Below are 24,850 nucleotides of genomic sequence, written 5' to 3'. Positions count from 1 at the left end.
CAGCTGAACTGAGCAACGGCTAGAACTTTAGAGAAACTGAAATTAATTTGCAATCAGCCTAACCACTTCTTTACTAACTTCGGAACTTCCGTAGCCGCTTTTCCTTGAATAAATTGATACCCGGCATCAGTATCAGTGGCTTCCAAGTTAATAAGGACTTTCTCTGCATCATCCCGTGCGTAAAATAGTAATGAGGCAGCCGGATAAACTTGCAGCGAAGTTCCTACAACCAGAATTTTATCAGCACTTTTGATCTCTCTAATGGCAGGCTGCATAGCTGGCACATCTTCGCCAAACCATACGATATTAGGGCGCAGCGCTGAGCCATCAGCGGCGAGCTCTCCCACTTTTAATTCGCGCTGACCGATAACTTCAATCAGATTTGGATTTTTGCTGCTGCGCGCTTCATTTAATTTGCCATGCAAATGCAGCACCTTGCTCGACCCTGCCCGCTCATGCAAATCATCGACATTCTGCGTTACCACCACCACGTTAAAGGCTTGCTCTAACTTGGCAATGGCTAAATGCGCTGCATTGGGCTCGGCTTTCGCTGCTTGTATGCGCCGCGAATTATAAAAGCGATGCACTAATGCGGGGTTACGCGCAAAGGCTTGTGGTGTGGCTAGGTCTTCCAGATCATATTGCTGCCATAAGCCATCGGGATCGCGAAAGGTCGCTAAGCCACTCTCAGCGCTGATACCGGCACCACTGATAATCACGATTTTGATTGCTTGCTGATTCAATGTACTCACCTGCTCATTAAATAAACGCTATATCAAACGATGGAGTTAATCGTGACAGCAGTCTAACCTCTTACTACGACAAAATAAGTCGCAGTTTATCTATTGTTGTTGGCTTCAGTGCTTTACTCTCGCTGTGATCGAATAAATGCCGGCTCATCAAAGTAATCATAATCGCCAAGCTGTAATGCCTGTTGCCGACGCCGGGCCTCGGCAGGTTGCCGCTCACTAATGTGAATACCAAATACCTCCAGATGCACTCGCTCCATTAACTGCTGTACCTGTTGGCGTGTACAAAGCTCTAACAGTTCACCAGCATGGATAAAACCCTGAGCCCGCAGCCGCTGTTCACTATTATCTCTACCAGCCTTACTGGTTTGAAAGATGTCACGGAATTGCGATTCCAGCGTAATTAAAAACAGATCCTGTTGCAGCATATTCATGGTCGCCTCCTGTAATGCGTTTGGCATCCCTGCCCAAACTTACCTGTAATATTATCGGCATCATGCCCTGTCCTGTTCCGTGTTGGTGCATCCGGCACCTACCCCTTTATCAACCGCAATTCACACCAGAAGTGTTAACTACAGCGACACATTACGTCCTGTCGCTACAGAATACGCCGTTACCAAAATAGCGCCACACTGTGTAAGTGTTCAGTGTATGTTTTTCAGGCAGACTATTTTTATTATCAGTGCCAAAGTGTTGGCGCAGTTATTTTATACATGGCGCTGAGCTTAAAGGGCTGCTACTTGGTGCGCCAAATCTTCCGCTGTAAGGGTAAAGTTTGTAGTGGTCAACTACGAGCAAAATACGGATGTGCCGTCGCCACAATTTGCCACTTGAAATGCAGCGTAAAGCAATCAGATTTATTGTCTTGCAAACCCGTCACGAGCGAAATGGCTAACTACGGTCTTCAAGATCAAACCTCACCACATACGCACAGGGACTTATTTCACTACTCGTATAAAACTCTTTGGCGTGTCTCGCCAAAAGGTCGCATGGTTTTCCATCCTTACCAAAGAGCACTAGATAAAAGTAGTATTGATTACAGTTCTCATCAGAGTTGGAAGTCGAAAGTTCGTTCTCTGAAAGATAAAACCGGTAGCAGTTTCCTTTTCTATCCCGGCCGACTGATTTAACCTCAATGTATCTTTCCTGCCCTGGTGCACTAAAAGAAAGGTAGTCATATCCATAGGATGGAATGTCACGTCTATCTTCTATTTTCGCTACCAACTCTTGATAGCCGAGGCCGATTAATCGATTTCTTTCCCATTCGATGGCGAACTCTTCACTTACCTTACCTATGGCATCTCGGTTTGCAGCAATGTCTTCGAAATTAACTCTCTGCCTGACTTGTTGTCGAGGTTTTTTGACTGCCGCTGACGGAGTTGTGTTCAAATCGCCACGAATAAACTTAGCGTAAAGAAATGACATGAATTTTGGGTTGCTCCACTTCTTAGTGATCGTGTTCGCCATTTTTCTTTCGACTAACAAATGCTGATACTCGCTCACGAATTGTTGCTCCGGAATTTTCATATCCAAAGCAATTTTTTTGAGATGTTCGGAACTGCATATATTCAAGTACAGCTCTGGAAAGTAAAGGCTCAATATCTTGGCCTTGAACATCTGAGAAAGTGGGTTATCGTCAATCTCGCTAAAGCTTTTCGACCTACCTGCTTCGATAAGATCTAGTAGTGCGTCCTTAACTCCATTAAAAGCTTCATTTTTTGTCTTTCCAAACTTCTGAGTAAAGCGGTATTTCATTGTTGGATCAGATTTTGTCTTGCCGAAGTAAATACCAAACTTGTTTGCAGTTGCACCTTGCATATTTGCCCAAGCCTTGGTCTTTGCTTCGACACACGCACAAAATGACGCTGTGCCCTTGCCGATTACATACTCATCGAGAGTAATATTTTTGAGTTTGTTAAGCGGATAAGAACACAAAAATTGTCCACGGACACTTAACGCTTTGTCTTCATAGGTAGTGTCAAATTTTTGTGTAAAGATATCAAGCTCTGTAGAACATAGCGACATGATCGGTTCTCCGATTTATATTTAAAGTTAGTGCATCAATTGCATTTTCAACAATCAATTTTTAAAAGCAGTCTAGCCAAGAGACGAGCATTGTTTGCTTTAATTCAGGAACTATCACATATCAAGCTATCCCTGATGTAACTATTTTCAACTGGTTTCTCTGAAGTAGTTAAATGTTTGTCTGGGTGTAACTTAGGGACGCAAGTCTTGTAGAGATTTATATAGATAAACCCATAGACATAGCTATGTAGCCAATAAAAAATTCATGAAACCACCGGATAACACCCCTCCCCCCAAAGCTGATCCGGTGCGCTCATCATCAGTGCAATAATCAAGGGGATGAGTTTATTTAGCAGGTTACAAGCGTCTTTAAGTTGTTCGCGGTTTACCTGGCTGTTGTAGGTTGCGCCGCCATGGATAATTTGGTTGCGCAGGGTGTAAAGCCGGGTAAAAATTTGAGCCATGGCTACCGGCACATTTTTTGATGCCAGCGCCACGTTTAGTGCGACCTTTGATGCCATAAAGCGCTGCTGCCATTCTTCTTCACTGATGCGGCCGCGGTGGTAATCCCAAAATGGCTGGTAAACAAATTTATTGTCCATTAGCAGGCGGATGCTGCCGCTAAATTGTTGCCAAATAAGCTGGTATAGCTTCTCGCTGGTATCTAGATCGGCAATTTTGCTTAAAAAGGCTTCAAACAGTTCTCTTTCGCCGACCCGGTCGATTTCGCCAAATTCGTTGGCGTAAGCGGCATTAAAGCTGATCCAGTAGTAAATAAATTCGGTGTCGGTATCTTTGTTGGCCCTGGCTTGTTCGGCTTTACTTAGCCAACTTAAGGCGCGGTGTACCCGCAGTGACAGGTTTTCCGGGAAATGATCACGATGTTGCCGTTGATAGGCTTTAAGGGCGCTGTAGCTTAAATCCGTTAATACCATTTGAATCAGCTTCCTGGTTGCTTTTTCTGGCCCTATTAATGCCATATCAGGTACAGCTTAGGCAAGTACTTTAGCTACAACTTTTGTACTAGCCTGCGCCGATAACCCCTTTTAGATGATTAGGTTGCTGCATCTTGGCGGAAGTAAGCAGGCCTTTACCCTGCTAATTCGCTACTTACTTCCGATGCCGGCTTCTACGTTTGCTTTATGCCTCTACCCGAAACTCTTTGTTAAGCTCACTGATGCCTAAGCCACTTTTTTTGGTCACTTTAAGCTGCACCGGAATACGCTCTTTCATGGCTTCGATATGGCTAATTACCCCTATTGTTTTACCGGTAGCATTTAAGTTATCCAGCGCGTCAAGAGCAATATCCAGAGTTTCCGCATCCAGGGTGCCAAAGCCTTCGTCTAAAAACAGCGAATCGATACTGGTTTTATGGCTAACCAAATCAGATAACGCCAGTGCTAAGGCTAAGCTCACTAAAAAGCTTTCACCACCCGATAGCGTTTTGGTATCGCGTATCGTATCGGCCTGCCAGGTATCCAGTACTGATAACTCTAAACCTTCGGTATTTTTGCGGCTTAGCGCATAGCGCCCGTGTAAGCGCTCCAGCTGTTTATTGGCCAGATAAATCAGGTTATCCAGCGTTAAACCCTGGGCAAATTTACGGAATTTATCGCCTTTGGCGGAACCGATTAAGTCATTCATCGCGTCATAGTCAACAAAGGCCAGCTCTGCTTTGGTGATCTCGGTGAGCAGTGCCGCATGTTGTTGCCGGCGCTTCGCATCTTCCTGTAGCTGTTGTTGCATTTCTCCCAGGCGCTGCAATTGCTGTTCACGCTGTTGTTGCAGGTTATTGTGCTGCTGCGCCACCTCATCCGGTACTTGCTGCTGCCAGTTTGCGGCTTCAGTATGTGCCATTAGCGCCTCAAGCTTGCTGCTGGCCTGCGACAGTAGCGTTTGTGCGGTGGTTTTTGCTTCAGAGAGCTGCTGTTTTAGCTGCGTTAAGCGGCTACGCTCCTCTGCTGGCAATAACGCCGCTAAAAAGGCCTCATTACTGCTAAACTGCTGTGCTTCACGTTGTTGTTGCCATGCGCGTCTTTGTTCAGCAAGCCTGGTTTGCTGCTCGGCGGTTTTACTTTGATTAAGCGCCGCAGCCGTTTGGTTGTGTTGCTGCGCCTGCTCGGCCTGGCGTAACAGCTGCTGAGCATGAGACAGGTGCTGCTCGGCCTGTTGTACGCGCACGGTAAAGGCCTGCGTTTCGTCTTTTACCACCTTATTACCGTAAAGTGCCTGTCGCTCGGCAGTTAGGTTAGTCAGGCTTTCTGTTAAGCGGTTAAGCCCTTGCGCCAGGTGCGCTGCACCTTGCTCTGCGGCTTGATGTTGTGCGCTCAGGCCAGACAGCTGATTCTGCTGTTCGGCAAGCTGCTGTGTCAGTTTTTGTCCTTGCTGCTGGTATTGCTGATAACGCGTTAGATCTTGTGTTTTTTGTGCTAGCCAACTGGCCAGCTCCGGCAGGCTTAGGCTGTTGTTTAGGCTAAAGCCTTGCTGCGCAATATCTTGCACAAGTGCCGTTAAGGCTGCCGCGCTTTGTTGCTCTAACTTACTAAGCTGTTGCTGCTGCCGGCTTAACTCAGCTTGGGTGCTGTGCTGTTGCTGCGCAAGTAATGCCAGTTGATTCGTCAGCGCTGTATGGGTTTGTTGCTTAGTGTTTAACGCAGCCTGCGCCTGAGCTAGCTGTTGCTGTGCCTGCAATAGCTGCGTTAAATGTGCGTTATCCAATTCGATGGCCTGCTGCAGCGCTGTATTAAGCGCGGTCATTAACTCGGGGTGTGGCACAAGCGCCCGGGCGCCCTGCTCGTCTGCCTCGGCTAACTGCTGCAGTATTAAGGCAGCCTCCGAAACGACATGCTGTCCCTTGCCTGCAATCGCTGCTTGCCAGAACGCCAGCAGCGCTGCCGGTAAATTCAGGCACCAGCTACTAAATTGTTGATAGAGCTCAGCGCTTTTTTCCTGAGCTTGCTGCTCGCTTGCAGCCAATAAGCTTTGCTGCTGTTCAAGTTTGGCAATATTCAGTGTGGTGGCCTGTAACTGACCTGTCAGGCTATCTAACTGCGCTTTGGCCTGCGCTTGCTGCTGAATAATTTCCGGTACCGCAATACTGTGTGCTCGCATTGGATGCTCAGTGGCGCCGCACAGTGGGCAGGCTTCGCCGTCACAGAGTTGTTGCCGGTAGCTGGCCAGCTGGCTTTCTGTATCAATAGTTTGCCCGAGGCTATGAACAAGCTGCTTGGCCAGATCTACCTGAGCAGTTAATGCCGCTTGCTGGGTCACTAATTGCTCAGCTTGCTGCTGATAATCCTGGGCTTGTCGCTGATAGCCGTTTTGCTGCTGCGCAAGTTGGCCATAAGCCTGCTGAGTGCTTTGTGCATATTTTACTGCATCAAGCCAGGTTTGCTGTTGTTTTAGCCGCTCTCGGATCTGGGTTAAATCGCCATCTTGGTGCAGCGCCGACAGCTGCTGGCTAGCTTGCTCGGCCGCTTGCTGGGCCTGACTAAGCTCTGTTGACGCTTGCTGAGCTTGGGTAGTTAAACCCGTATGTTGTTGCTGTTGTTGGTTAATTTGCTGTTCCAGCGTTGGCAGCTGTGCTTTTACGGCTTGAATTTCATGCTGTTGCTGCTGCAAATACTGCTGCCGTTGCTGCCAGGCCGGTAACAGGCTTACTAAAGCGTCATCGTGCTGCTGTTCAGCTAAAAATTGCTGTGTGCTTTGCAGCTGTTGTTGGGTAACGGATAACGCCTGGCTTAAACGACTATGGTCTAAAGTTAACTCAGATAGCTGCTGCTGGCTTTGCTGCTGGTGCCGCTGCGTTTGTTTAAGCTGCTCAGTCATAGCTTGGATCTGGCTATCCAGCGGCAATACCTTATCCATAATCAGCAGCTCATGCTGGTGCTGTGCCTGGCGCACTTGGTTAAATTGCTGCTCAGTCTGCTGTTGCACCTGCTGTGCTTGAGCAACATTTTCGCCTAGCTTTTGCTGCTGCGCGATTAATTGGCTGGCTTCGGCTTGTAAGGCGGCAAGTTGTTGCTCTGCCTGCTGCAATAAATGCCAGGGCGTACGCAGTATTTCTGCTGGTTCGCTTAAACTCAGGCGGCTTAGATCCGCAGCAGCTGCCTGCTCTGCTTGCAGTGCCTCAGTTACTTGCTGCCGGGCACTTGCTTGCTGACTCAGTAGCTCTTGTTGCTGCTGATACCAATTAAGTTGTTGTTGCAGCGCTTTGAGTTGATGCTCTGCTTGCTGGTTGGCAGTGATTAAGGCTTGACGGGCATCCTGCAGTTCTTGCTGCTGTGCTTCACTTAACAGTTCAATATGCTGGGCTTGTTGCTGCAAGGCCTGCAGCTGCTGTTTAGCTGCAGTGTAACGCTCGTACACCCGCTGTGAAATAAAACCATAAATTTCAGTACCGGTAAGCTGCTCTAATAACCCGGCGCGTTCACTCTCACTTGCATTTAAAAATGCAGCAAAAGCACCTTGCGATAACAACATTGATTTTGTAAAACGGCCAAAATCCAGCCCGGTTAAACGCTCCACTTCATCTAATTTGGGCTTAATCTGATTGGCCAGCACTTTACCGGTGGCAACTTCCGCTAATTCTACTGCAGCCGCCTGCAGCTGCCCGTCCACATTATTTCTGGCACGACGCATGCTCCAAAACGCGCGATAAGCGATACCTTTTACTTCAAATTCCACTTCTGCCAAACACTCGGCGGTACCGCGGCTCATAATTTCATTATTGTTATTATTAATGGCGCCCAGGCGCGGCGTTTCGTGATAGAGCGCGAGGCAGATCGCATCTAATAAAGTGGTTTTACCGGCCCCGGTTGGCCCGGTGATCGCAAACAGGCCACTGTCGGCAAAGGGCGCGGCAGTAAAGTCGATTTTCCACTCACCTTTTAACGAGTTCAGGTTTTTCAGGCGTAGGGTTAAAATCTTCATACGTTAGCCTCCTGTTCGTGCAAGCTGGCAAGGGTTTGCGCAAAATGCAGGGTTAAGCGCTCTGGCTGCTGTGGATCCTTGGTAAAATCTTGCTGTGCCAGGCGTTTGGCAAATACTTCTTCTGGAGTAAGCTCAGTTAAGGTGCGCTCGGCCGTTTTAGTGGTGTCAGTCTGCACGTTCTTGCGGCTGCGTTTAACTTGCAGTACCTCTACGGGTAGGTCTTGTGTAAGTTGCTGGATCTTTTGCTGGATATCACTTAAAAAGTCCTGCCCTGTTACTTCAATGCTGAGCCAAACTGGTACGCCGCTATGGTCAGCATACTGCTGCAAGGACTGTTCTAATGCCATCAGATCGCCTTTTAATACAGCTAAAGGCTGAAATGTCGGCACTTCAAGTAAGTCCAGCTGCAGTGTTTTATTGGTAGTAAATTCCAGCACATTGACTTGTTTTTTATGCGAAAGCTCATCGAAGCTTAGCGCAATGGGTGAACCCGAATAGTAAATGGGTCGATTTTTACTTACCAGCTGTGGCCGGTGAATATGGCCAAGCGCAATATAGTCTGCTGGCGGAAAGGTGTCGGCTTGCAAGCCATTTAAGGTGCCGATATAGATTTCGCGTACACTTTCGGAAGCTGTAACCCCCACAGCAGCCAGATGACCAGTGGCAATAATCGGTACCCAATTGGGTAGTGCGGCCTGTTGTTGCTGTGCTTCTTCGTAAAGCCGCTGATAATGCTGTTTGATCGCCAAGGCCAGGGCCTCGCGCTTTGCATCGGCGCTGTCACCGGCGTTACTTTCCAGTATATCGCGGGCCCGAATAAAGGGCACGGCACAGAGGATCGCGCCCACTTCGCCGGCACGGTTACAAAGCGGGATCACCTGCTCTGCCGCATCTTCACTGGTATTGGCGACAACATAGGCATTCAGTTGCTTTAATAGCGATTTGGTTTCGTTAAGCACTGAAACAGAGTCATGATTGCCACCCAGCACTATTAAATTACAACCGGCTTTATGCATATCTACCACAAACTGGTTATACATCTCACGGGCATAACTGGGCGGTGTAGCGGTATCAAAAATATCCCCGGCCACAATAACCGCATCAATTTGCTGTGCGGTAATCTGCTGCAGTAGCCAGTCTAAAAATGCCTGATGCTCCGCTTTGCGGCTTTTGGTGTAAAAATTCTGGCCTAAATGCCAGTCGGAAGTATGGAGGATTTTCATGCTGCAGTTCCTGTGCGGTTAATCACTGGTGAGTCTAAAATAGGCCTACGACAAAATGTGACGAGCAAAATGTGGTTTAGCTAAAACGTTATGCAGATACTACCGGATAACAAGATGGTTAAGTGCTGATTTTAGGGATATTTTAGTCTTTTCATTTGTTAAGTCAGCCATTAAGATGACGGCAAAGTGGATTTGCAAGGAGTCAGCGATGCCATCAAATAAAAATAACGCCTCGATAAGCCGCCAGTGGGAAGTGCTAAAGATGATCCCCTCGCAAGGAAACGGGATTAGTGTTAGCGATATTCATAACAAACTGGCTGCCGCTGGTTTTGAGGTGACCCGCCGCACAGTGGATAGAGATCTGATTGATTTGTCGATCCCCTTTCCCATTTATTGTAATAAAGAAGGCAATGCCCAGTATTGGCGCTGGATGGAGGATAAAACCAGCCATATCCCTGGCGTAAGCGTTGCTGATGCGATGATGTTACAGCTGGTTGAAGGCACTTTAAAAACTATCCTGCCAGATACTATGCTGCAAGGCTTAAAAGATCGCTTTGCTTTGGCTAAACGCAAAATTGATGCGTTGGATGGCAGCAACAGCAAAGGCTTGTTGGCAGATAAAATTGCCGTGGTCTCACCCGCTTTACCCTTAACGCCACCCGCAACGCCGGCTGAACATTACGAAGCAGTGCAACAGGCGATGACCGAGGGCAAACAACTGGCTGCGGTGTATACGGCAATCCACGATCAGGTCCAAAAAGAGTATCAGATTAACCCGCTGGGGTTGGTACAACGCGGCCACATTACTTACCTGGTGGCGTCAATTGGCGACTATACCGATCAGCGCTTGTTCGCATTACATCGCTTTAATGCCTTAACACTAACCGATACAACAATAAAAATACCTGATGGCTTTTCACTGGCGCAGTATATTAACGCGGGCGCTATGCAGTTTGGCAGTGGCATGGCCATACAGTTTGTGGCCCGGGTTAACCCGCATCTGGCTAAAATTCTGCATGAAGCGCCGTTAGCAGAAGATATGCAGCTTACTCCGGCTGCCGACGGCTGGTTTGAACTCAGCGCCACTGTTATTGATGGTTGGCAATTACAGTGGTGGATTTTATCTCACTCTTTGGCTATTCAGGTGGTATCTCCACCCGAGCTTAGGCAGGAAATAGTTGATAAAATCCGCGGGGCCGCAGCGCTTTACGCTGAGGATTAGGCGTCCTTGCCTGAAGTGTTCTCCCTCAAACAGCTGCTTAAAAATTGAATGGGATGCTCAAAAATTTCGCGGTATAACATGCTAAAGTGCTTTACCGCGACTGTGCTAAATGCTTAGTGCTTATTGCAAAAAACCTATCCCTTTGCTTTCAGTCTGGTGCTGAGTTTTTAACGCCACATCGGTCAAGAGTGCTGTTACAAACTGTTGCGCACTGGCAAATGGCTGAAACCGTGCCTGCCGGCGTATTGCATTAAAGTCACCAGGGGTTAACACGCTGCTGCTAGCGACACGTTGCAAGCTTGTATCACAAACATTTAAGCCTAATTGCTGGCAATGAGCCTGCAATAACTGCTGCGCCTGTGCCGGTTTTAAGTAACTAAAGCAGGCTTTTAGATCAAAGCGCCGCAGTGCCGCCTGATCTAAATTGTGCATCAGGTTAGTGCTGGCAATAAAGAGTCCGTCAAAGCGTTCAAGCTGTGTGAGTAACTCATTAACCATACTCACCTCCCAGCTTTGCCGTGCCTTACTGCGATCCTGTAAAAAACTATCCACTTCATCAATAAGCAAAATAGCCTGCTGCTTTGCCGCCTGATTAAAAGCTGCCGCCACCGCCATTTCTGTTTCACCAAGATAGGGGCTTAACAGATCCGAGGCGCGTTTAATAATTAACGGCTTAGCCAGTTGTTTGGCCAGATAATGCGCAAAGGCAGTTTTACCGGTACCCGGTGGGCCATACAAACATAAGCGGCCAGAGCCCTGCATCTTTAAACCCTCAACAATCACGCTCAAATTCGCTTCAGTATTAATTAAGCCTGGATCGTACACATCACCTAATTCCTGGCCCTTAGCAAAGGGTAGCTGATGCCCCTGCGCGGATAAGGTTTGCTGCATCACGCGCTGCAGTAGCGTCGCTTTATCATACTTATCAGTATCAAGCTGAATGCTTTGTACCACTTTACTGGCACGATCGATTACTGCTGGCGTTAGCCTTGGGTGTGCCGCCAGCTGCATGGCAGCATTAGGCGTTAAGATGCCACCTGCAGCCTGATGCAAAAACTCAGCGCGTTGTGCTTGTGGTGGTACTGGCATTTCAATAACCAGATCAAAGCGGCGGATAAAGGCTGGATCAATAATCTGATGATTGTTGGTTAACCATAAGGTCGGAACCGGGTTTTGCTCCAGCATCCGGTTTAACCAGCCTTTACGCTGCTCAGACTGACGGGCAAACGGATTTTGGATAAACACATCCTCTACCTCATCAAATAGCAACAGGCTTTGGGTATTGGCCAAACAACGCTGCGCCAAGCGGTATGCCCGCATTCTGGCATTACCGGCGATGGCATCGCCATCATCACACTGGCAACTGACTTCATGTAAAGTGACATTGAGCTGCTGTGCCAATAACCGCGACAGTTCGGTTTTGCCGGTGCCAGGTTGGCCATACAGCAGGACATTCACCCCAGCTTTGCTGGTCGCTACGCTGTGCTGCAAATAAGGTAATAAGATATCCAAGTCTTGTTGCACATGGGCAAAATGCTCAAGCTTAAGAGTAGATGCCGGCGCTTGCTGGATAATTTCTTTAAAAAACGCTGTCGGTTCGGCGTTGTCAGATAGCAGTAATTCACTGAATTTCTGACTCAGAAAGTCAAAGCAATCGGCAATGGTGTTACCAAAACTGTGAATTTCCAGCTCTAATATGCCGGTGGTAAGTAAGGCTGATTTATCGCTTAAGGCCATTTTGATATCAGCTAGCGGTAAATTTAGCGCCTTCGCTACCAGCTTACACAGGCTACTCAGATGCTTAACCCGAATCATCTCGCAGAGGTTGTTAACGATTTGCTCGGTCTTGACCAACGCCACAAAGATCAGCACCTGTTGCTCAGTGTCGTTTAAACCAACCAACTGCGCCAGTTGTTGCGCATTACTGCGCAATGACAAGGGAACGCCCTGTTCAACCTGCCGCTCCAGTACTTTGATTTGCTGTTTTAGATAGCGCTGCATCTGGGCGCGATCAAACTCCATCGCCTGATCCGGAATGCCTACACTTTGTGCATCTTCGCGATCCAGCTCGCCATCCTGATCAAAGAACCGGCTGAGTACATTACACTCCAGAACTAAACGATAGTTCCACAACAAGCCAATCGGCAGATGCTCAAAATTGGCAGCTGCATCTAACTCTGGCTGGTGACGACGTGGTTTACGCTTTGCTATCGGCATAGTGGCACTCCTCTGTAATGGAGAACCAGTATGCCGGGTAGCTGCGACAAATTGCGTCGAGTAAAAATTAGCGATGAGCTTTTTTAAGGCTACGTTAATTTAAACTTGATGTTCAGCCAATTTATACAAGGTACCTTTAGTAACTGCATGTATCGCCATGTTTGCGGCAGGCATACCGGCAAGCATTAAGGCTTGCTTGTAGGCTAGCAACTGTCCGGCATAATTTTCTAAATACTCTGTTTCCGTGTTTTGGCCAGAAAATAATTTATGGTCAATGATCAGCCATCCATCTTCTAACTGCACCAGCAAATCAATACTGCCACTAATTTCCTGCCCTGCAGGATTTACCACGTTAATGGGTAACTCACTGTGGCAGCTGCTCAAACCTTCGGCATGGAGGTGCTGGATAAATGCATTAAGATTATTGCTTAAGGCGGCGATAAACTCCTGATCTTGTATCCCAAAATCGGCTAATAAGGCTGTACAGCGTTTTTCTAAATTAACTCCTGGGTTACTAACGGCCCAAGAAACTACCTGATGAATTCGATCGCCAAGTTGGCTTTCTTGTTTATTGGCGACTACCTGCTTGGGGATAGTAAGGTTTTGGCCAAATTGCTGCTTAACCACCACACAAAGCTGTTGCCCGCCATGCATCGCCGAAGGGATAATTTTTCTTGCAGAGCGGTCTAATGCCGAGATAGCTCGCCAACGAATTTGGGCTTGTGGTTGGGTATTTGCCGGAGCATGCAATGTAAGGTTGCTGGGTACCCCTGTTAATATTTCCGGAAACTTATCGTAAAAGCTGAAGTTGGCGGGTTCGGCGTCTAAGCGACTTAAAACCAAATAGTGTTTAGCTCGCGTTAGCGCGACATAGAGTTCGCGTTTGGCTTCAGATAAGGCTTGTTGTAACTCATTGACGCCAAGGCCCTGCTCCAGCATACGTTTTTCGAGTGAGTCTTTCTTATCGACTGTGCCTCGAGAGGCTTTATAAGACGGTAAAAAGCGTAAAGCGCGCCCCTGCAGTGGCTGTTCAATCTGATAATCAACATCGCTGTTAAGCGCTTTAACACTGAACAGGCGATGCTTTATCTGCTTATCAAGAAAATTAGCAATAACCATTGGCCACTCTAAGCCTTTGGCAGCATGCACTGTCATTACCTGTACTGCATCCCCAGCACTACCTTGCTGCAGATCTAAATCCTTTTTCGCCTTATTTTTTAAAAAGTTATAAAAACCATTTATGTTTACTGGCAAACGCATTGCCTGCTTTAATTGACTATAGTCTTGTGCATAGTTAAGCAACGCATCGAGGTTCGCTAAACGTTGCTCACTCTGATAGGCCGAGCCATCCCAGCTGACAATAATATCAGCCAGTTTAAGTTTAGTTATGACTAAACTTAGCAGTTCTTCAGGGGCCAAATGTAATCTAGCCTGATGTAGATCACGCAAAACTTGCTGGGCATCTTCAGTTATGCTCAGAGTACTTTCTGGCTGTAAAACGTTCTTCAGCCAGGTTGTTAAACCCTGCTGCTGGTATAACGTAATAAACTCTGCTTGCGCTAAAGTATCATCTGGTTCTATTACTAACTGCAGTGCAGCCAGTGCCAATATGACTTCGGCTTGCTCAGTTAGCCCAGATTGCTCAGCTACTGCAGGGATCCCAGCTTGTTGAAGTGCAGCCACGGTTGCTCGGATATCCGCATTGGAGTTCTCTAAAATAACGATATCTCGCCAACGAAGCGGGCGCATCGTGACCGATTCTGTTGTACCTACATCTTTATTGGCAGGGATCAATGGCGGCTTTTGCATTAATTGTTGCAGTTTATGACACAAATCCTTGGCATATTCAGCTGCATTTTTCCCTAATAAAGGCCAGTGACTTACCGCTGGTAAGAATTGTTCAGCCGGAACCTGCCAGTTATTTTTTTCAACTAAATTGAGTGCTACCTGTTGATCGTTAAACACTTTAGTAAATAACTGATTAGAATAAGCCAATACCTCAGACGTAGAGCGCCACGAGGATTCCAAAGCAGTAATTTTATGCCCTTGCTGACGCAGTTTATTGATCAGTAGCTCCATTAACTCCGGGCTAGCACCACGGAAGCCATAGATTGCCTGCTTTAGATCGCCGACCAATGTAACTTTGCGGGCAACCTTAAATAACTCACTATAAATAGCAAGCTGCATCGGGTTGGTATCCTGAAACTCGTCTACTAGTACAAAGGCAAACTCTGGAGCAATAGCACTGAGGTAGGCTGGATTTTGGATAATATTTAAAAAATACGCTTCAAGATCGGCATAGTCGATATAACCAATTTTGCGTTTTTCTGCCTGATAGCGAACTGCCAGCCCTTCGGCCAAGGCAAAGATGTCTTCGATAAATTGCTTTAGGTCATTACGAAAATCACTACATTCAGCATAACGATCCTTAAAACTAAGTAGCAGCTGAGTATATGGCAACACAGCTTTGCCGCTTAACCCTTCATCGTTTTCCCAATCAGACCATTTGAAACGCTGTGGATCAACAAAGCTGCTACTTCTGAGCTTTTTTAGCCACCCAGGAAAGTCCCTATTTTTTGCAGCGTAAACCTCTTCAAGGTTGCGCACGGTAGCTTTGGCTAATTCTAAATAGCTTTTAAGGTTAATTTCGTTGTTTTCATCCACTGCTGGTAGAAGACTCTCGTAGGCTTGCCAGCTACTTTGCGCCATTTTTTTAAAATCTTCAGGCGCGATGGCATTTGCGCGTGCTTCTTGTACCAGCTTTACCGCTAAATCAATAATAGTGGTGCTTTCACCTTTAAAACCGGCTTTACCAAAACCAAAACGCATCCCTGTTGCTAAGGCTCGCTCAATCATGTTTTGCACAGCCTCAACATCTGCTAATTGCTCAAACACCTCGTACAACATCTGCTCTGCATGTTGTTCATCTATAATATTGAGTTTGGGGCTTAAGCCTAATTCAAAGGCGAAACGTTCAACATAAATTGCACAAAGACTATGCAAAGTGCCTATTTTTGCTTGATTAATTTGTAGCGCCAACGTTTGCTTTGAAGGATCTGCGGCGACTGTTTGTAGCACTTTTTCGCGTACACGCTGCAGCAGTTCTTGTGCGGCTTTTTTAGTAAAGGTTGTAGCAAAAATGCTGTCTGGGCTAAAGTTTTCTTCTAACAAGGCCCGATTTAAAGCCTCAGTAATCGTGTAGGTTTTGCCACTGCCAGCGCCTGCACTGATAAATTGAATTTCTGCTGTCATATTATTGCGCTCCCTCAATGGCCCAACCTACTAAATAACGATAATCAGAATAGGGATCTCGTTCTTTATCTGCTTTTTGAGATTTTTGATAACGCGCCAGAATTTCCTTAGCGGCAGGATCTTCCGGTTGTTCCGTTATTTCAAATCTGGGATCGTTCAACTCTAACAACCCATTGCGAAATTGCTCAAAGCGCCAGTTAGCAAGGGTTTCAAATACCTGCCAGCTTTGACCAATAGGTTCAGCATTTTTTACCATCTGCACGTCGCTACTTGGAAAAAAGGAAGCCGATAGACTGTCACAAACCAGGTGTGTAGATTCGACGATAAAAAAGCCAACTTTTGGCCAAATCTTAAAGGCTTGATGATAAGCTGCAGCATAAAAATACAATTGCACTGCTCGATTTTCTTCCAACTCTTTGGATTTTTTATCGCCACTGTTTGACCACTTAGCATCTAGCAGAAACACTTCACCCTGTTGGTTCGTTAGCACAAAGTCAATGTTTCCTAATAAGTTAAAGTGATGCTGACCAATTTTCAGCGCTATCCCCTGTAAACTCAGTTCAGATTGCACATTTACAATACCATTGGCTGTGAAATAGTTTAGTAATGCCTGAAGCGCTCTTTGAATTGTCTGTTGGAGTCTAAGTTGCTCCAGATGCTGCCCCGCTTCTAAAAGTGGCAGACCGTACTGTTCTGCAATAACCGTAAAATGTTGGCTTATCCAGTTATCGAGATTTGTATTCGCTGCAAGCCATTGGCTGCTATTTGGGAATGCTTTAAAAAATGTTTCAAAGACTTTATGAGCCACATTACCTTTTAGCATATTATCTACCTCAACCTGCTCGAGGCGCTGCTTACGCAGTTTAGCAATGTAGTTCAGAACAAAATCACTGGGTTTGAATATCAACTTTTCGAAGCGCGAAGCTGACATTTCATCGGTGACTGGAATAGCAACGTCCAGCTTAAGATAACGATTGTTAGCGGGTAGTGGCAGATGCTTTACTTCATCAGCGCATAGCGGCGCTTGGGTGGTCTCAACAGCTAAGCCATTTAGTAACTGAGTCCATTCAATTGTTTTCGGTTTGTACTTATGCAAGATCTCATCAAACAATGGATGAGTGGTACTTTCGCTGGAGTGCTCAAAAACAACCACGGTTTGACTGGCGCTATGGGCCACATTCGCTAAAAAATGCTGCCAATCATAATGTTGTAGCTGTAGTAAAGCAGCGGGTGAAAATGCTGGATACTTTTGATTCAAGCTTTGCCATTCCGATTTATGCCAATCGGGTAACTGATGCTCACTTTGCAGATAAGGACCGCACCAAAGCGTTAAGTCTGGTTGATGCAACACTATGCCTGGTTGAGCTAGCCCTTCAATTCGGTATTGTGCGTTTACGGCGCCCATTTTTGAATGACTTGCTTGCTGTATAAGTTGTGCGTCTTCCAGAAATCGGGAAATTTCAAGCGTTGACGTTATGGATAACACCGCGATTTTATCGATAATCGTAGTTAGCTTAGCGCTTAAGTTCCCGTAAAGTGCTTTATCCAGCGAGCCTTCAGTTACGGCATAGCGTTTTGCGCATTTTGCCTGTACCGCTTTCAATAGGCTTATCAGCTTTTCTTTATTTTCGTCATTTTGTTTAGGAAGCTGCAGTAACCAGCTCTGTTGGTCGACTGGCAAGTCTGCAAACAATTGCGGCCAATTTTCGGCAAAACCTTTGTTATTGGCCAAACTTCTGGCTAGTTGTTGCGCTAATGAGAAATCAATTGGACACAGGGGATGCACTAAAATGGCATGTAAGGTTTCAAATTGATATTGGCCATCGAATAAGCGACAAGCCAGATTAACGATTTGTATGGCTAAACGATTTGCATTTTCAGAGCTAAGCCCCACAACAGGTAATTGATAGCTATCGAAGACTTGATCAAATAACTCGGCCAGCTCAGTTACCACAAGAGCTCTGCTTGGTTTGTAATTATCCCATAGTTGGGCAGCGGCATAGCAGCTTGCTAAAGCCCCAGCCGTTTTGACCCGATAAATACCAGCCTTTAGGGTATCATTTGAGAGAGTAGATAGTGGCTGCGCGTCAACCAAAGTCAAACTTTGCGCTAAAACTTTAAATAGCGCTTGCCAGCAGGCTGGATAAAACGCTTGCGGTTGCTCAAGAGTAATACGCTTGATGCCAGTTTGTTCTGTATTCAAAACAGAAATAAGACGATTAATACGCGCGGCCTCACTCCATTTTGCGTAACTTTGTGCAAGTAATGGATAGAGCTTTACCATTATGTCAAATCGAGACAATGCCTTGTCATTAAAAGGCTCACCTTGCCAACCAGCAAGCGTGAGTGTGTCATACCAACTCAGTAACTGCCGGCTGACAACGCTGGGGCTCACTTGGAATGATTGGTAGGGTGCATCCTGTATTGAAAGAGAATCATTGAGTAGCGCTAACATAGCCTCTTGTCGGGTTTGCTCTTCAATCACAGGAAGCGCTAAACGACTTTCAAGTAAGGCCAAGAAAGAAAGACGCCCCAAGTGCTGCTGACCCAATCCATTTTTAAGCTGCAGAGCATGCTGACGTTCGAAGAAGTTAAGTGAAACACAATACTCAAGAGGTACTATCATCCATTTCCACCTTTAGTCACGTTATAAGCTTTGGACAAACAACAATTAATCAGTGAGTTATAATAAACATTAAAGAGTTATTAAATACCAATTTATTTTTACTAACTGTTAAAACCTACAGGTGTTCCAAATCAGTATTTCTGCTTTAACTAGGAAACATCATCATTCTCAGACTATCAGGACAATGCGACAAATTGCGTCGTGTCTTATAGATTAATTTTCAACGGGCAAAGCTGATTCGACACATCTTGTCGCAGGCACACTTTACACTTGGGAGTTACTACGAAATCGCCCGCCAGGAGAAATGCCGATGCCATCCGTACCCAAACTCAAAGTGCTCAATGTTGAACACTACCGCAATATTTTCTTCTGCGGTGATATTCATGGCCGTTTTGACTTGCTTGAACAGGCATTACATACGCGTCAGTTTGACCCAAGCAGCGATCTGCTGGTGCTGGTAGGTGATTTAATTGACCGTGGCGACCATTGCCCGCAAGTAGTTGATTTTGTTTTGGAAGGCTTAGAAAGAAAATACATTGCAATGGTAACGGGTAACCACGACCATTATCCAGTGGGTGATTACAATTACTGGATGCAGAATGATGGCGACTGGTTTGACCGCCTAAAAGCCTTTAACCGCGATGAAGCCAATACCGTGCTTACAAAATTACACCACTTGGCAGCTGAGCCATTGGCGCTGGAACTTATCACCTCAGATCTACGTATCGGTGTGGTTCATGGCGATGTGCCAGAAAATTGCTGGCAGCGTTTACGCAATTTAGCAAATGATACCGAGTTGAGTAACCAAACTGAGAAAAATGCGGCTGGCGAGCCGCGTTGGCAACGATGCTTACTTTCTGGTCGTGGGATCTTAAAAGCTAAACAATTAAATGACTTAGCAAGGTTACGCGTATCCAATATCGATTACGTGGTATCCGGCCATGTGGTGGTAAGAACCCCCGAATATATTTCCAACCGCGTCTATATTGATACCGGGGCATATTATACCCACCGGCTAACGGTAATAAGTTTACCTGAGCTGCTAGCTGGTTTTAATGCAGCTACCGCTAACCTTGCTTAATAATGGGAATACGCTATGACGATTATTAAGCATTTTAGCGATACCTCGCCTTTACCCTTAAATCAGGATTACAGCAGTTGCTTAACCGATAACCAGGTGGAGCAAGTGTATATTCAGCAGCGCGAGCTTAAACATTTAGACCTTTATCAGGTTAGCGCATTGCAAACATTAGCGTTGCATTGCCCTGAGCCTGCCGAGCGGCACGTACGGGTACAGGGTGCAACTGCGTTAAAAACTATGCAACTCAGTGGACATAACGAGAATCGTTGGGTGGTGCATCTTGATTTACCGAATTTTCCACATGGCTTATCCATCGAAGCCCCATTAGCGCATCTGGATATGTGCTGGCTGCAGGATAACGAGCTGCTTACGCTCACCCCGCAGATTAAAGCGGCCTTGTTTCATGAAGTAGTCTTTTTTGATTTAAGCCAAATGACGGTAAGCGATTTTTCTGCCTTGCAGGAATTGCCAGACCATAGCTTGGTGGTGTGTTACGGGGGCTATCAACAAGCGGTTGTGCCTACTTTTGCTAATATTGATCATCTGCTGTTTACCGATATTGCAGGGATCGATTGCCTAACGGTTAGTCAGGTAAAACATCTTGTTGTGCAACGGGCGATAGGCTTGCGCACTATTGCGGTATTAGAACCGGGTTTGGCACGCCTGCAACTACAACAGTGCCCACAATTTAGTCAGCTCACTGCGCCTGCTGATTTTAGCGCTGAGGAAGCGCAGTTAACTGATGCAGCGCATGGCAGTGTTGCTCTTTCCGGCCGCTGGCAAAGCGTTAAACTACGCCGTTGCGCGCTAACTGAATTAGCTGCCGTGCAAATTGATCAACTTCATGTCACCGATTGCCCTAACCTGCAACGGTTAGCCGTTGGCTCGCCGTTAATTTTTACCAACGGCATCTTTGCCCCGGAATTACTGGATCAGTCCAGTTTTTCTATTAACGAGGGCATGATTCGTGACACCCTACAAAAACTGACTGAGCATATGGATCAGGAGTTGGTTGAGGCATTGCTGCAACAGGCTCTTCGTCAATACAAGCCCTACAATGTTGGCCATGCCATTATGCTATTACAAGCCTTAGCCGAGCTTGACTACGATATTGAGAAATTATGGGAACTCAGGGCGGTCTTGCATCTTAAAAACCAACGTCGCCAGGTACATTTCCGGCAAGAGCCAACGGGCATTAAGCTATCAAACTGGCGCTGGAATATTAAGGTGGATCGTGTTTTTGAAAGTTATGAGGCTGATTTTTTGTTTTGGCTTAAAGCAAAGCGTAACGGCTTGCCAGAAGCAGACGATTTTATGCCTTTGATGGTACAGACGGCATTAACCAGCGAGCCGGTGGCTTTTTTTACCCTGTGTACCATGCTAAGTAGTGAGGCTGTCCATCTGTTGTTGGACGAGAAGTTGGATTTTCTGGCGGTAATGACGCAGAAAAAACTGGCACAAACTAATACCTGGTTAAATTTGAATGAAAACTTAGTACCCGGGTTAAAACGGTTATGTCATTATTTTAAACAGCTTAGCGCAACAGCAGAAGCCGATAACGCTGACCAGCAACAGCTGCTTAAAGAGCTGTTCCAATTTTTGCTGCAAAGCGTATCACCTAAATTGCTTAGCGGCATTTTACCTGCTGCCATGCGGGTGTTTCCGGAATATGTTCGGCCTAAGCTTTTAGCCATGGCCTATGACAGTAAATTACCCTTTATCACAAGATTTGCAGACGTTTCCTATGACAGTGTAAAGGTATGGTATACCAAGGCGGCACTGGCAAAATCTGCTTAATCACTTAATCAAAACGCCAGCTATCGTTATAATGCTGGCGTTTTTGGCTTAAGGTTTAACCATAATCGTGTATTCCACTATTCTATCCGGCTTATTGAAGATGCAGCACTTCGCCCCACTTTACCGGCGGCTCGCCATTAGGGCTTAGCACCCAAATGACCGGATATGCAGGTGCCTCGACTGGCGCATTGCCATAACCATCTGTAAAAAATATCAGCGCATTGGGTATGCCCACATGGTCCGGCTCGTCAGCGATATAATGAAATACCGGAGTAAAGCTGGTGCCACCCAACCCCTTTGCTTGCCACTTTGTTAGCGCCGGCAGATCAGATTTATCATAAAAGCTAACATCGGTAATGCTGGCATCGCAGCTTATCACCTGCAATTGTACCTGTTCAAAACCCTGTAAGATGGCAGTAAGTTCGGCTAAAAACTTTGGCAAGTCTTGTAAGGTGCTACCACTGGTATCAATGGCGAGTGTCAACCGCAGACACTGCCCTTGCCTGCCTGGCAAATATAAACCCTGGGCCAGATAGCGTCGGGCCGGTTTATGCCATTGATAACTGCCACTTATGGTGCGCTGAATAAAACGTTGCAATAAGGTAGGCCAATTCAGTTGTGGTTTCAGCGCATTTTTTATTACCTGTTGCACATCTGCCCCGAAGCTACCTGCAGTAATCCCAGTGACTTGTCCCGCTGCAGCGGTAAATTCGCGCCAACGTTCAACATCCATTTCAGCGGGGCTTTGTGGTCGAAAATCGGGGTCGATCTTAAATTCCTCTAAATCTGGCATACTGAGGTCAGGTTGATGTTGGTCAAACTGTGCTCCGCCAGCGGGTAATCGATTACCAGGCTGATAGTAGGTTTCTGTCCACTCGTTGTCCGGTAATTTACCCAACAAGGTGTAAATTTGCTCGGCAGATTTACCCCGATAATTCTGATCAAACAAAATATTATTGGGCAGATCATCACGTTTAAAAAAGTAGCTCAGGATGCCATTAATTTCATAATCACAGGCGAAATTCCACCGCTGTTGATCACGCTGTTGCTGGCGTAGAAAATGCCCCATTACGCAATGCCACACCTCATGTGCGATAACGAAACGGCGCTGTGGCGCACTGCATTTACGCATAAAATCCAGGTTAAAAAAGATATGCTGGCTGTCGGTGCAGGCGGTGGGCAGCCGATCATCCACCACCACCACCATTTTTAAACGCATGGCCAGCACCGCCACAAAAGGCTGGCTCAGCAACATATCCGATCGCAGTTGCGTTAACTCTTCTTGCATCTGCTGTTTATCCCGCAGTTCCAGCGCATTAGGATAGCGGCAATGAATACTGAGCGGCGCTGTCATATTGGTGCATCCTCGGCCAGGTTAGCCCCTTTACCCAAATTAACGTGCTGGCCGTGTTTATCAGACCACTGGCTAAATTTGCTATGCCCCAGCAGTAATTCGGTTCTTCTTTGCACTTCACTCTCTTTTGGATGCTGTAAACAATCTACTAATGCCAAGGTCGCGAAATCGGCGCTCATGGCAACGCCAATATCCAGAAAACGTCCGATTCGGGTGTCTAACATGGTATCTTGCCGCCAAAGCTGATGACTTAACGCTGAGCAGAAAGCAAAAAGCATATCTGGCCGCTCTGGGATCTCTATAGGCACTTTGCCGTTAAGCATTAAATCAATATCTGGCATCTCAGAGCGTGATTTTAAAAAGGCGATTAACTGATAAGCCGCCCCCGGCCCCACTAAACCACAGAGTATTTTTTGCAGCAGGCTTTCGCCTAATTGCTCACGCTGCTTGAGATAAAACGATACTTTCTCCCAACTGCGCGGGCTGGGCCAACCCCGCTCAACATCGGTTTCCATATCAAAAAAACATTGTGGTTGATAACGTAAAAAGGCAATCAGGCCATCGTCGAGTTCATGATTGCGTGCCCACAGCGTCCAGCTGTTTAAGTCAGCTTTAAGCTCCAAATGGCAAAACCGGTTCGCTAAGGCGCTAGACATGGTATAGGCCACTGCGCGATCGCCACTGCGATTCCCAGCCGCTAATACCAACCAGCCAGGGGGTAATTGGTAAAGATCACCCAGCCGCCGATCGAGAATAATCTCATAAGCTGCAACTTGCAGGCTGCGATCGGCCGCAGTGATTTCATCAAACAAAATAATGCCACGGCTGTTCGGATCGCGTGGCCATTCGCCACTGAGTAACCAGTCAACCTGATTACCGCGCACTACCGGTAAACCACGAATATCCACCGGCTCACGCTGTGCAAGCCGGATATCGATAAAACCAATCCCCTGTTTTTTGCACAGCTCACGAACGATAGTGCTTTTACCCACACCTGGTGGGCCCCATAGCATCACCGGCGCGACCAGCGATGCATGCTCAGCGTTTTCCAGCAACTTAAGTTGAAGCGATAGAAATTGTTGTAGCTCTTTTGGGGTGGTTAAGATCTGGCGATTTGCGGACATAGACACCTCTGACTAGTAGATAACCCAGCATAAGGCAGTGTCGCGACAAGATATGTCGCGCCATTACCGAAGTTGAAAAATCAATGAGATAAGAGTGAAAAATGATGTATAAGCAGCCAGGCTTTACCTTAGGCAAAGGCATTCAAGCACTGGCTTACTGCGCGAACTAGGTTAATGACGAGAGCAACGCCGCAAGCTGCGGGTTTGAATACCGGTAGCTCACAATTTTTACCTCTAAGGCGTAATCTTTATAACGAGTACAGGCTTGTTTAATCGCATTTAAGATCCACTGCGGTTGGTTACCAAAGGCGCCTCCGCCTAACAGCGTTAAATACAGCCGTTTATTGCCGGTGCGCTTTGCATTCACAACCGCTGCCGCAAAGGTTGCTTCATAGGCAGCTTCCAGAATTAAGCTTGCCAATGGCTGCCATAAATCATTGGAGTGGTAGCTATAAGCCACAGGCATTGCAGAGCAATAGGCTTGAGTAACCAAATGTGATGCCTGCTTTATCGTTACCTGAGTATCATATTGCAGCCCTATGCAAACCAGCTCTTTTAACTGCTGATATTCCGTTGGGTTTAGCCCTGCAAGCACCTTATTGATCAGAATAAGTTGCTGTTTACTTGGCAGTGCATACCCATTTTGCATTACCCAGGGTGACGTAATATTTGCATAGTCCGTTGCTGCCAGTTGACTGAAGTAACGCACCAATGCCTGCTCCAGCGAAGCAAGCATATTAAGCTGCTTATTGGCTGTTTGACCCAGCTGTTCGCCAACTGGTACAAAGTAATTGCGGTATATTAACCCCGCGCCGCAGGCAATGGCACAGGCAGGCCCCTGTGTTTTGTCGTTTTGATAGCGGGTAACACCCTGCTCCGGCGTTACATCTGGTGAGACCATCTCTAGTAGATTAAACTGCGATGCAACCTGGAATAAAGCACCGGCATTATCTGGGTTGGCATGCAATTCTTGTACATCCGCTACCACTTCTTCCAGCGACAAAACGCCGGTTACCACTGCATCGGTATGCAAAACCAACTGCGCCTGTTCGTTTAACTCCGCTAACGATGGGGTACTAAGTGTCCCTGCTTGCACCACCTTACCCGAGTTTTTAAACAATAGCTTGTCGCCTTGTATTGCAATCTGTTGATGTACCTGTGATGCATCCTGTTCAATAAAACCGGTTAGCTCTTCAAACCACATCCCACTCCCCCTGGTAAACCTTGATTAATATGTTCAGATTGTGC

Annotated in this window: 15 protein-coding genes; 3 read left to right on the top strand and 12 right to left on the bottom strand. The window is 46.6% G+C overall.

What is annotated here, in order from left to right; all coding sequences use genetic code 11:
• Positions 1-53: 53 nt before the first annotated feature.
• From AJE_RS00410 to sbcD, 6 genes are all read right to left on the bottom strand, one after another.
• A complete protein-coding gene (locus AJE_RS00410; RefSeq protein ID WP_237709269.1) occupies positions 54-752 on the bottom strand; it encodes an SIR2 family NAD-dependent protein deacylase in 699 nt (232 codons plus the stop codon).
• A 113-nt stretch (positions 753-865) separates the two neighbouring features.
• Entirely contained in the window at positions 866-1,183 is a 318-nt protein-coding gene (locus AJE_RS00405; protein ID WP_008949170.1) for a hypothetical protein, read from the bottom strand.
• 457 nt (positions 1,184-1,640) lie between these two features.
• Positions 1,641-2,774 carry a protein NO VEIN domain-containing protein gene (locus tag AJE_RS00400; RefSeq protein ID WP_008949169.1) on the bottom strand — a complete coding sequence of 378 codons (1,134 nt, stop codon included), beginning with the start codon at positions 2,772-2,774 and terminating at the stop codon, positions 1,641-1,643.
• Positions 2,775-3,037: 263 nt separating this feature from the next.
• Positions 3,038-3,709, bottom strand: coding sequence for a HEPN domain-containing protein (locus tag AJE_RS00395; protein ID WP_008949168.1), 672 nt, complete (start codon positions 3,707-3,709; stop codon positions 3,038-3,040).
• Between the two features lie 205 nt (positions 3,710-3,914).
• Positions 3,915-7,706, bottom strand: coding sequence for an AAA family ATPase (locus AJE_RS00390; protein WP_008949167.1), 3,792 nt, complete (start codon positions 7,704-7,706; stop codon positions 3,915-3,917).
• Entirely contained in the window at positions 7,703-8,929 is a 1,227-nt protein-coding gene (gene sbcD, locus AJE_RS00385; protein ID WP_008949166.1) for an exonuclease subunit SbcD, read from the bottom strand. The genes AJE_RS00390 and sbcD overlap by 4 nt, the downstream gene beginning before the upstream one ends.
• Positions 8,930-9,137: 208 nt before the next feature.
• Between sbcD and AJE_RS00380 the strand changes: the two genes are divergently transcribed.
• Positions 9,138-10,151, top strand: a complete 1,014-nt coding sequence (locus AJE_RS00380; RefSeq protein ID WP_008949165.1) for a helix-turn-helix transcriptional regulator — start codon at positions 9,138-9,140, stop codon at positions 10,149-10,151.
• A 120-nt stretch (positions 10,152-10,271) separates the two neighbouring features.
• On the opposite strand, the gene AJE_RS00375 is transcribed toward AJE_RS00380, so the two are convergent.
• From AJE_RS00375 to AJE_RS00365, 3 genes are all read right to left on the bottom strand, one after another.
• Positions 10,272-12,368 carry an AAA family ATPase gene (locus AJE_RS00375; protein ID WP_008949164.1) on the bottom strand — a complete coding sequence of 699 codons (2,097 nt, stop codon included), beginning with the start codon at positions 12,366-12,368 and terminating at the stop codon, positions 10,272-10,274.
• A gap of 99 nt (positions 12,369-12,467) precedes the next feature.
• Positions 12,468-15,620 carry a UvrD-helicase domain-containing protein gene (locus AJE_RS00370; RefSeq protein WP_008949163.1) on the bottom strand — a complete coding sequence of 1,051 codons (3,153 nt, stop codon included), beginning with the start codon at positions 15,618-15,620 and terminating at the stop codon, positions 12,468-12,470.
• 1 nt (position 15,621) lies between these two features.
• On the bottom strand, positions 15,622-18,246 hold the full coding sequence (locus AJE_RS00365) for a PD-(D/E)XK nuclease family protein (protein ID WP_083835084.1): 2,625 nt from the start codon (positions 18,244-18,246) through the stop codon (positions 15,622-15,624).
• A 310-nt stretch (positions 18,247-18,556) separates the two neighbouring features.
• Here AJE_RS00365 and AJE_RS00360 point away from each other — a divergent pair, with 310 nt between their 5' ends.
• Both AJE_RS00360 and AJE_RS00355 read left to right on the top strand, forming a co-directional pair.
• The gene (locus AJE_RS00360) at positions 18,557-19,327 is read left to right on the top strand and encodes a metallophosphoesterase (RefSeq protein WP_008949161.1); all 771 of its coding nucleotides are present in this window, start codon (positions 18,557-18,559) and stop codon (positions 19,325-19,327) included.
• A gap of 15 nt (positions 19,328-19,342) precedes the next feature.
• A complete protein-coding gene (locus tag AJE_RS00355; RefSeq protein ID WP_008949160.1) occupies positions 19,343-21,124 on the top strand; it encodes a hypothetical protein in 1,782 nt (593 codons plus the stop codon).
• Positions 21,125-21,215: 91 nt separating this feature from the next.
• Here the strand turns inward: AJE_RS00355 and AJE_RS00350 are convergent, their stop codons facing one another.
• The 3 genes from AJE_RS00350 to AJE_RS00340 form a co-directional block, all read right to left on the bottom strand.
• A complete protein-coding gene (locus tag AJE_RS00350; RefSeq protein WP_008949159.1) occupies positions 21,216-22,478 on the bottom strand; it encodes a vWA domain-containing protein in 1,263 nt (420 codons plus the stop codon).
• Entirely contained in the window at positions 22,475-23,602 is a 1,128-nt protein-coding gene (locus AJE_RS00345) for an ATP-binding protein (protein ID WP_008608593.1), read from the bottom strand. Before AJE_RS00345 ends, AJE_RS00350 begins: the two co-directional genes overlap by 4 nt.
• A 166-nt stretch (positions 23,603-23,768) precedes the next feature.
• Positions 23,769-24,806, bottom strand: a complete 1,038-nt coding sequence (locus tag AJE_RS00340) for a hypothetical protein (RefSeq protein WP_008608595.1) — start codon at positions 24,804-24,806, stop codon at positions 23,769-23,771.
• Positions 24,807-24,850 lie beyond the last annotated feature (44 nt).

Source organism: Alishewanella jeotgali KCTC 22429 (genome assembly GCF_000245735.1).
In the GTDB taxonomy this organism is placed as follows: Bacteria; Pseudomonadota; Gammaproteobacteria; order Enterobacterales; family Alteromonadaceae; genus Alishewanella; species Alishewanella jeotgali.
Note: the sequence above shows the minus strand (reverse complement) of the source record. Positions and strands in the feature narration are given on the sequence as shown.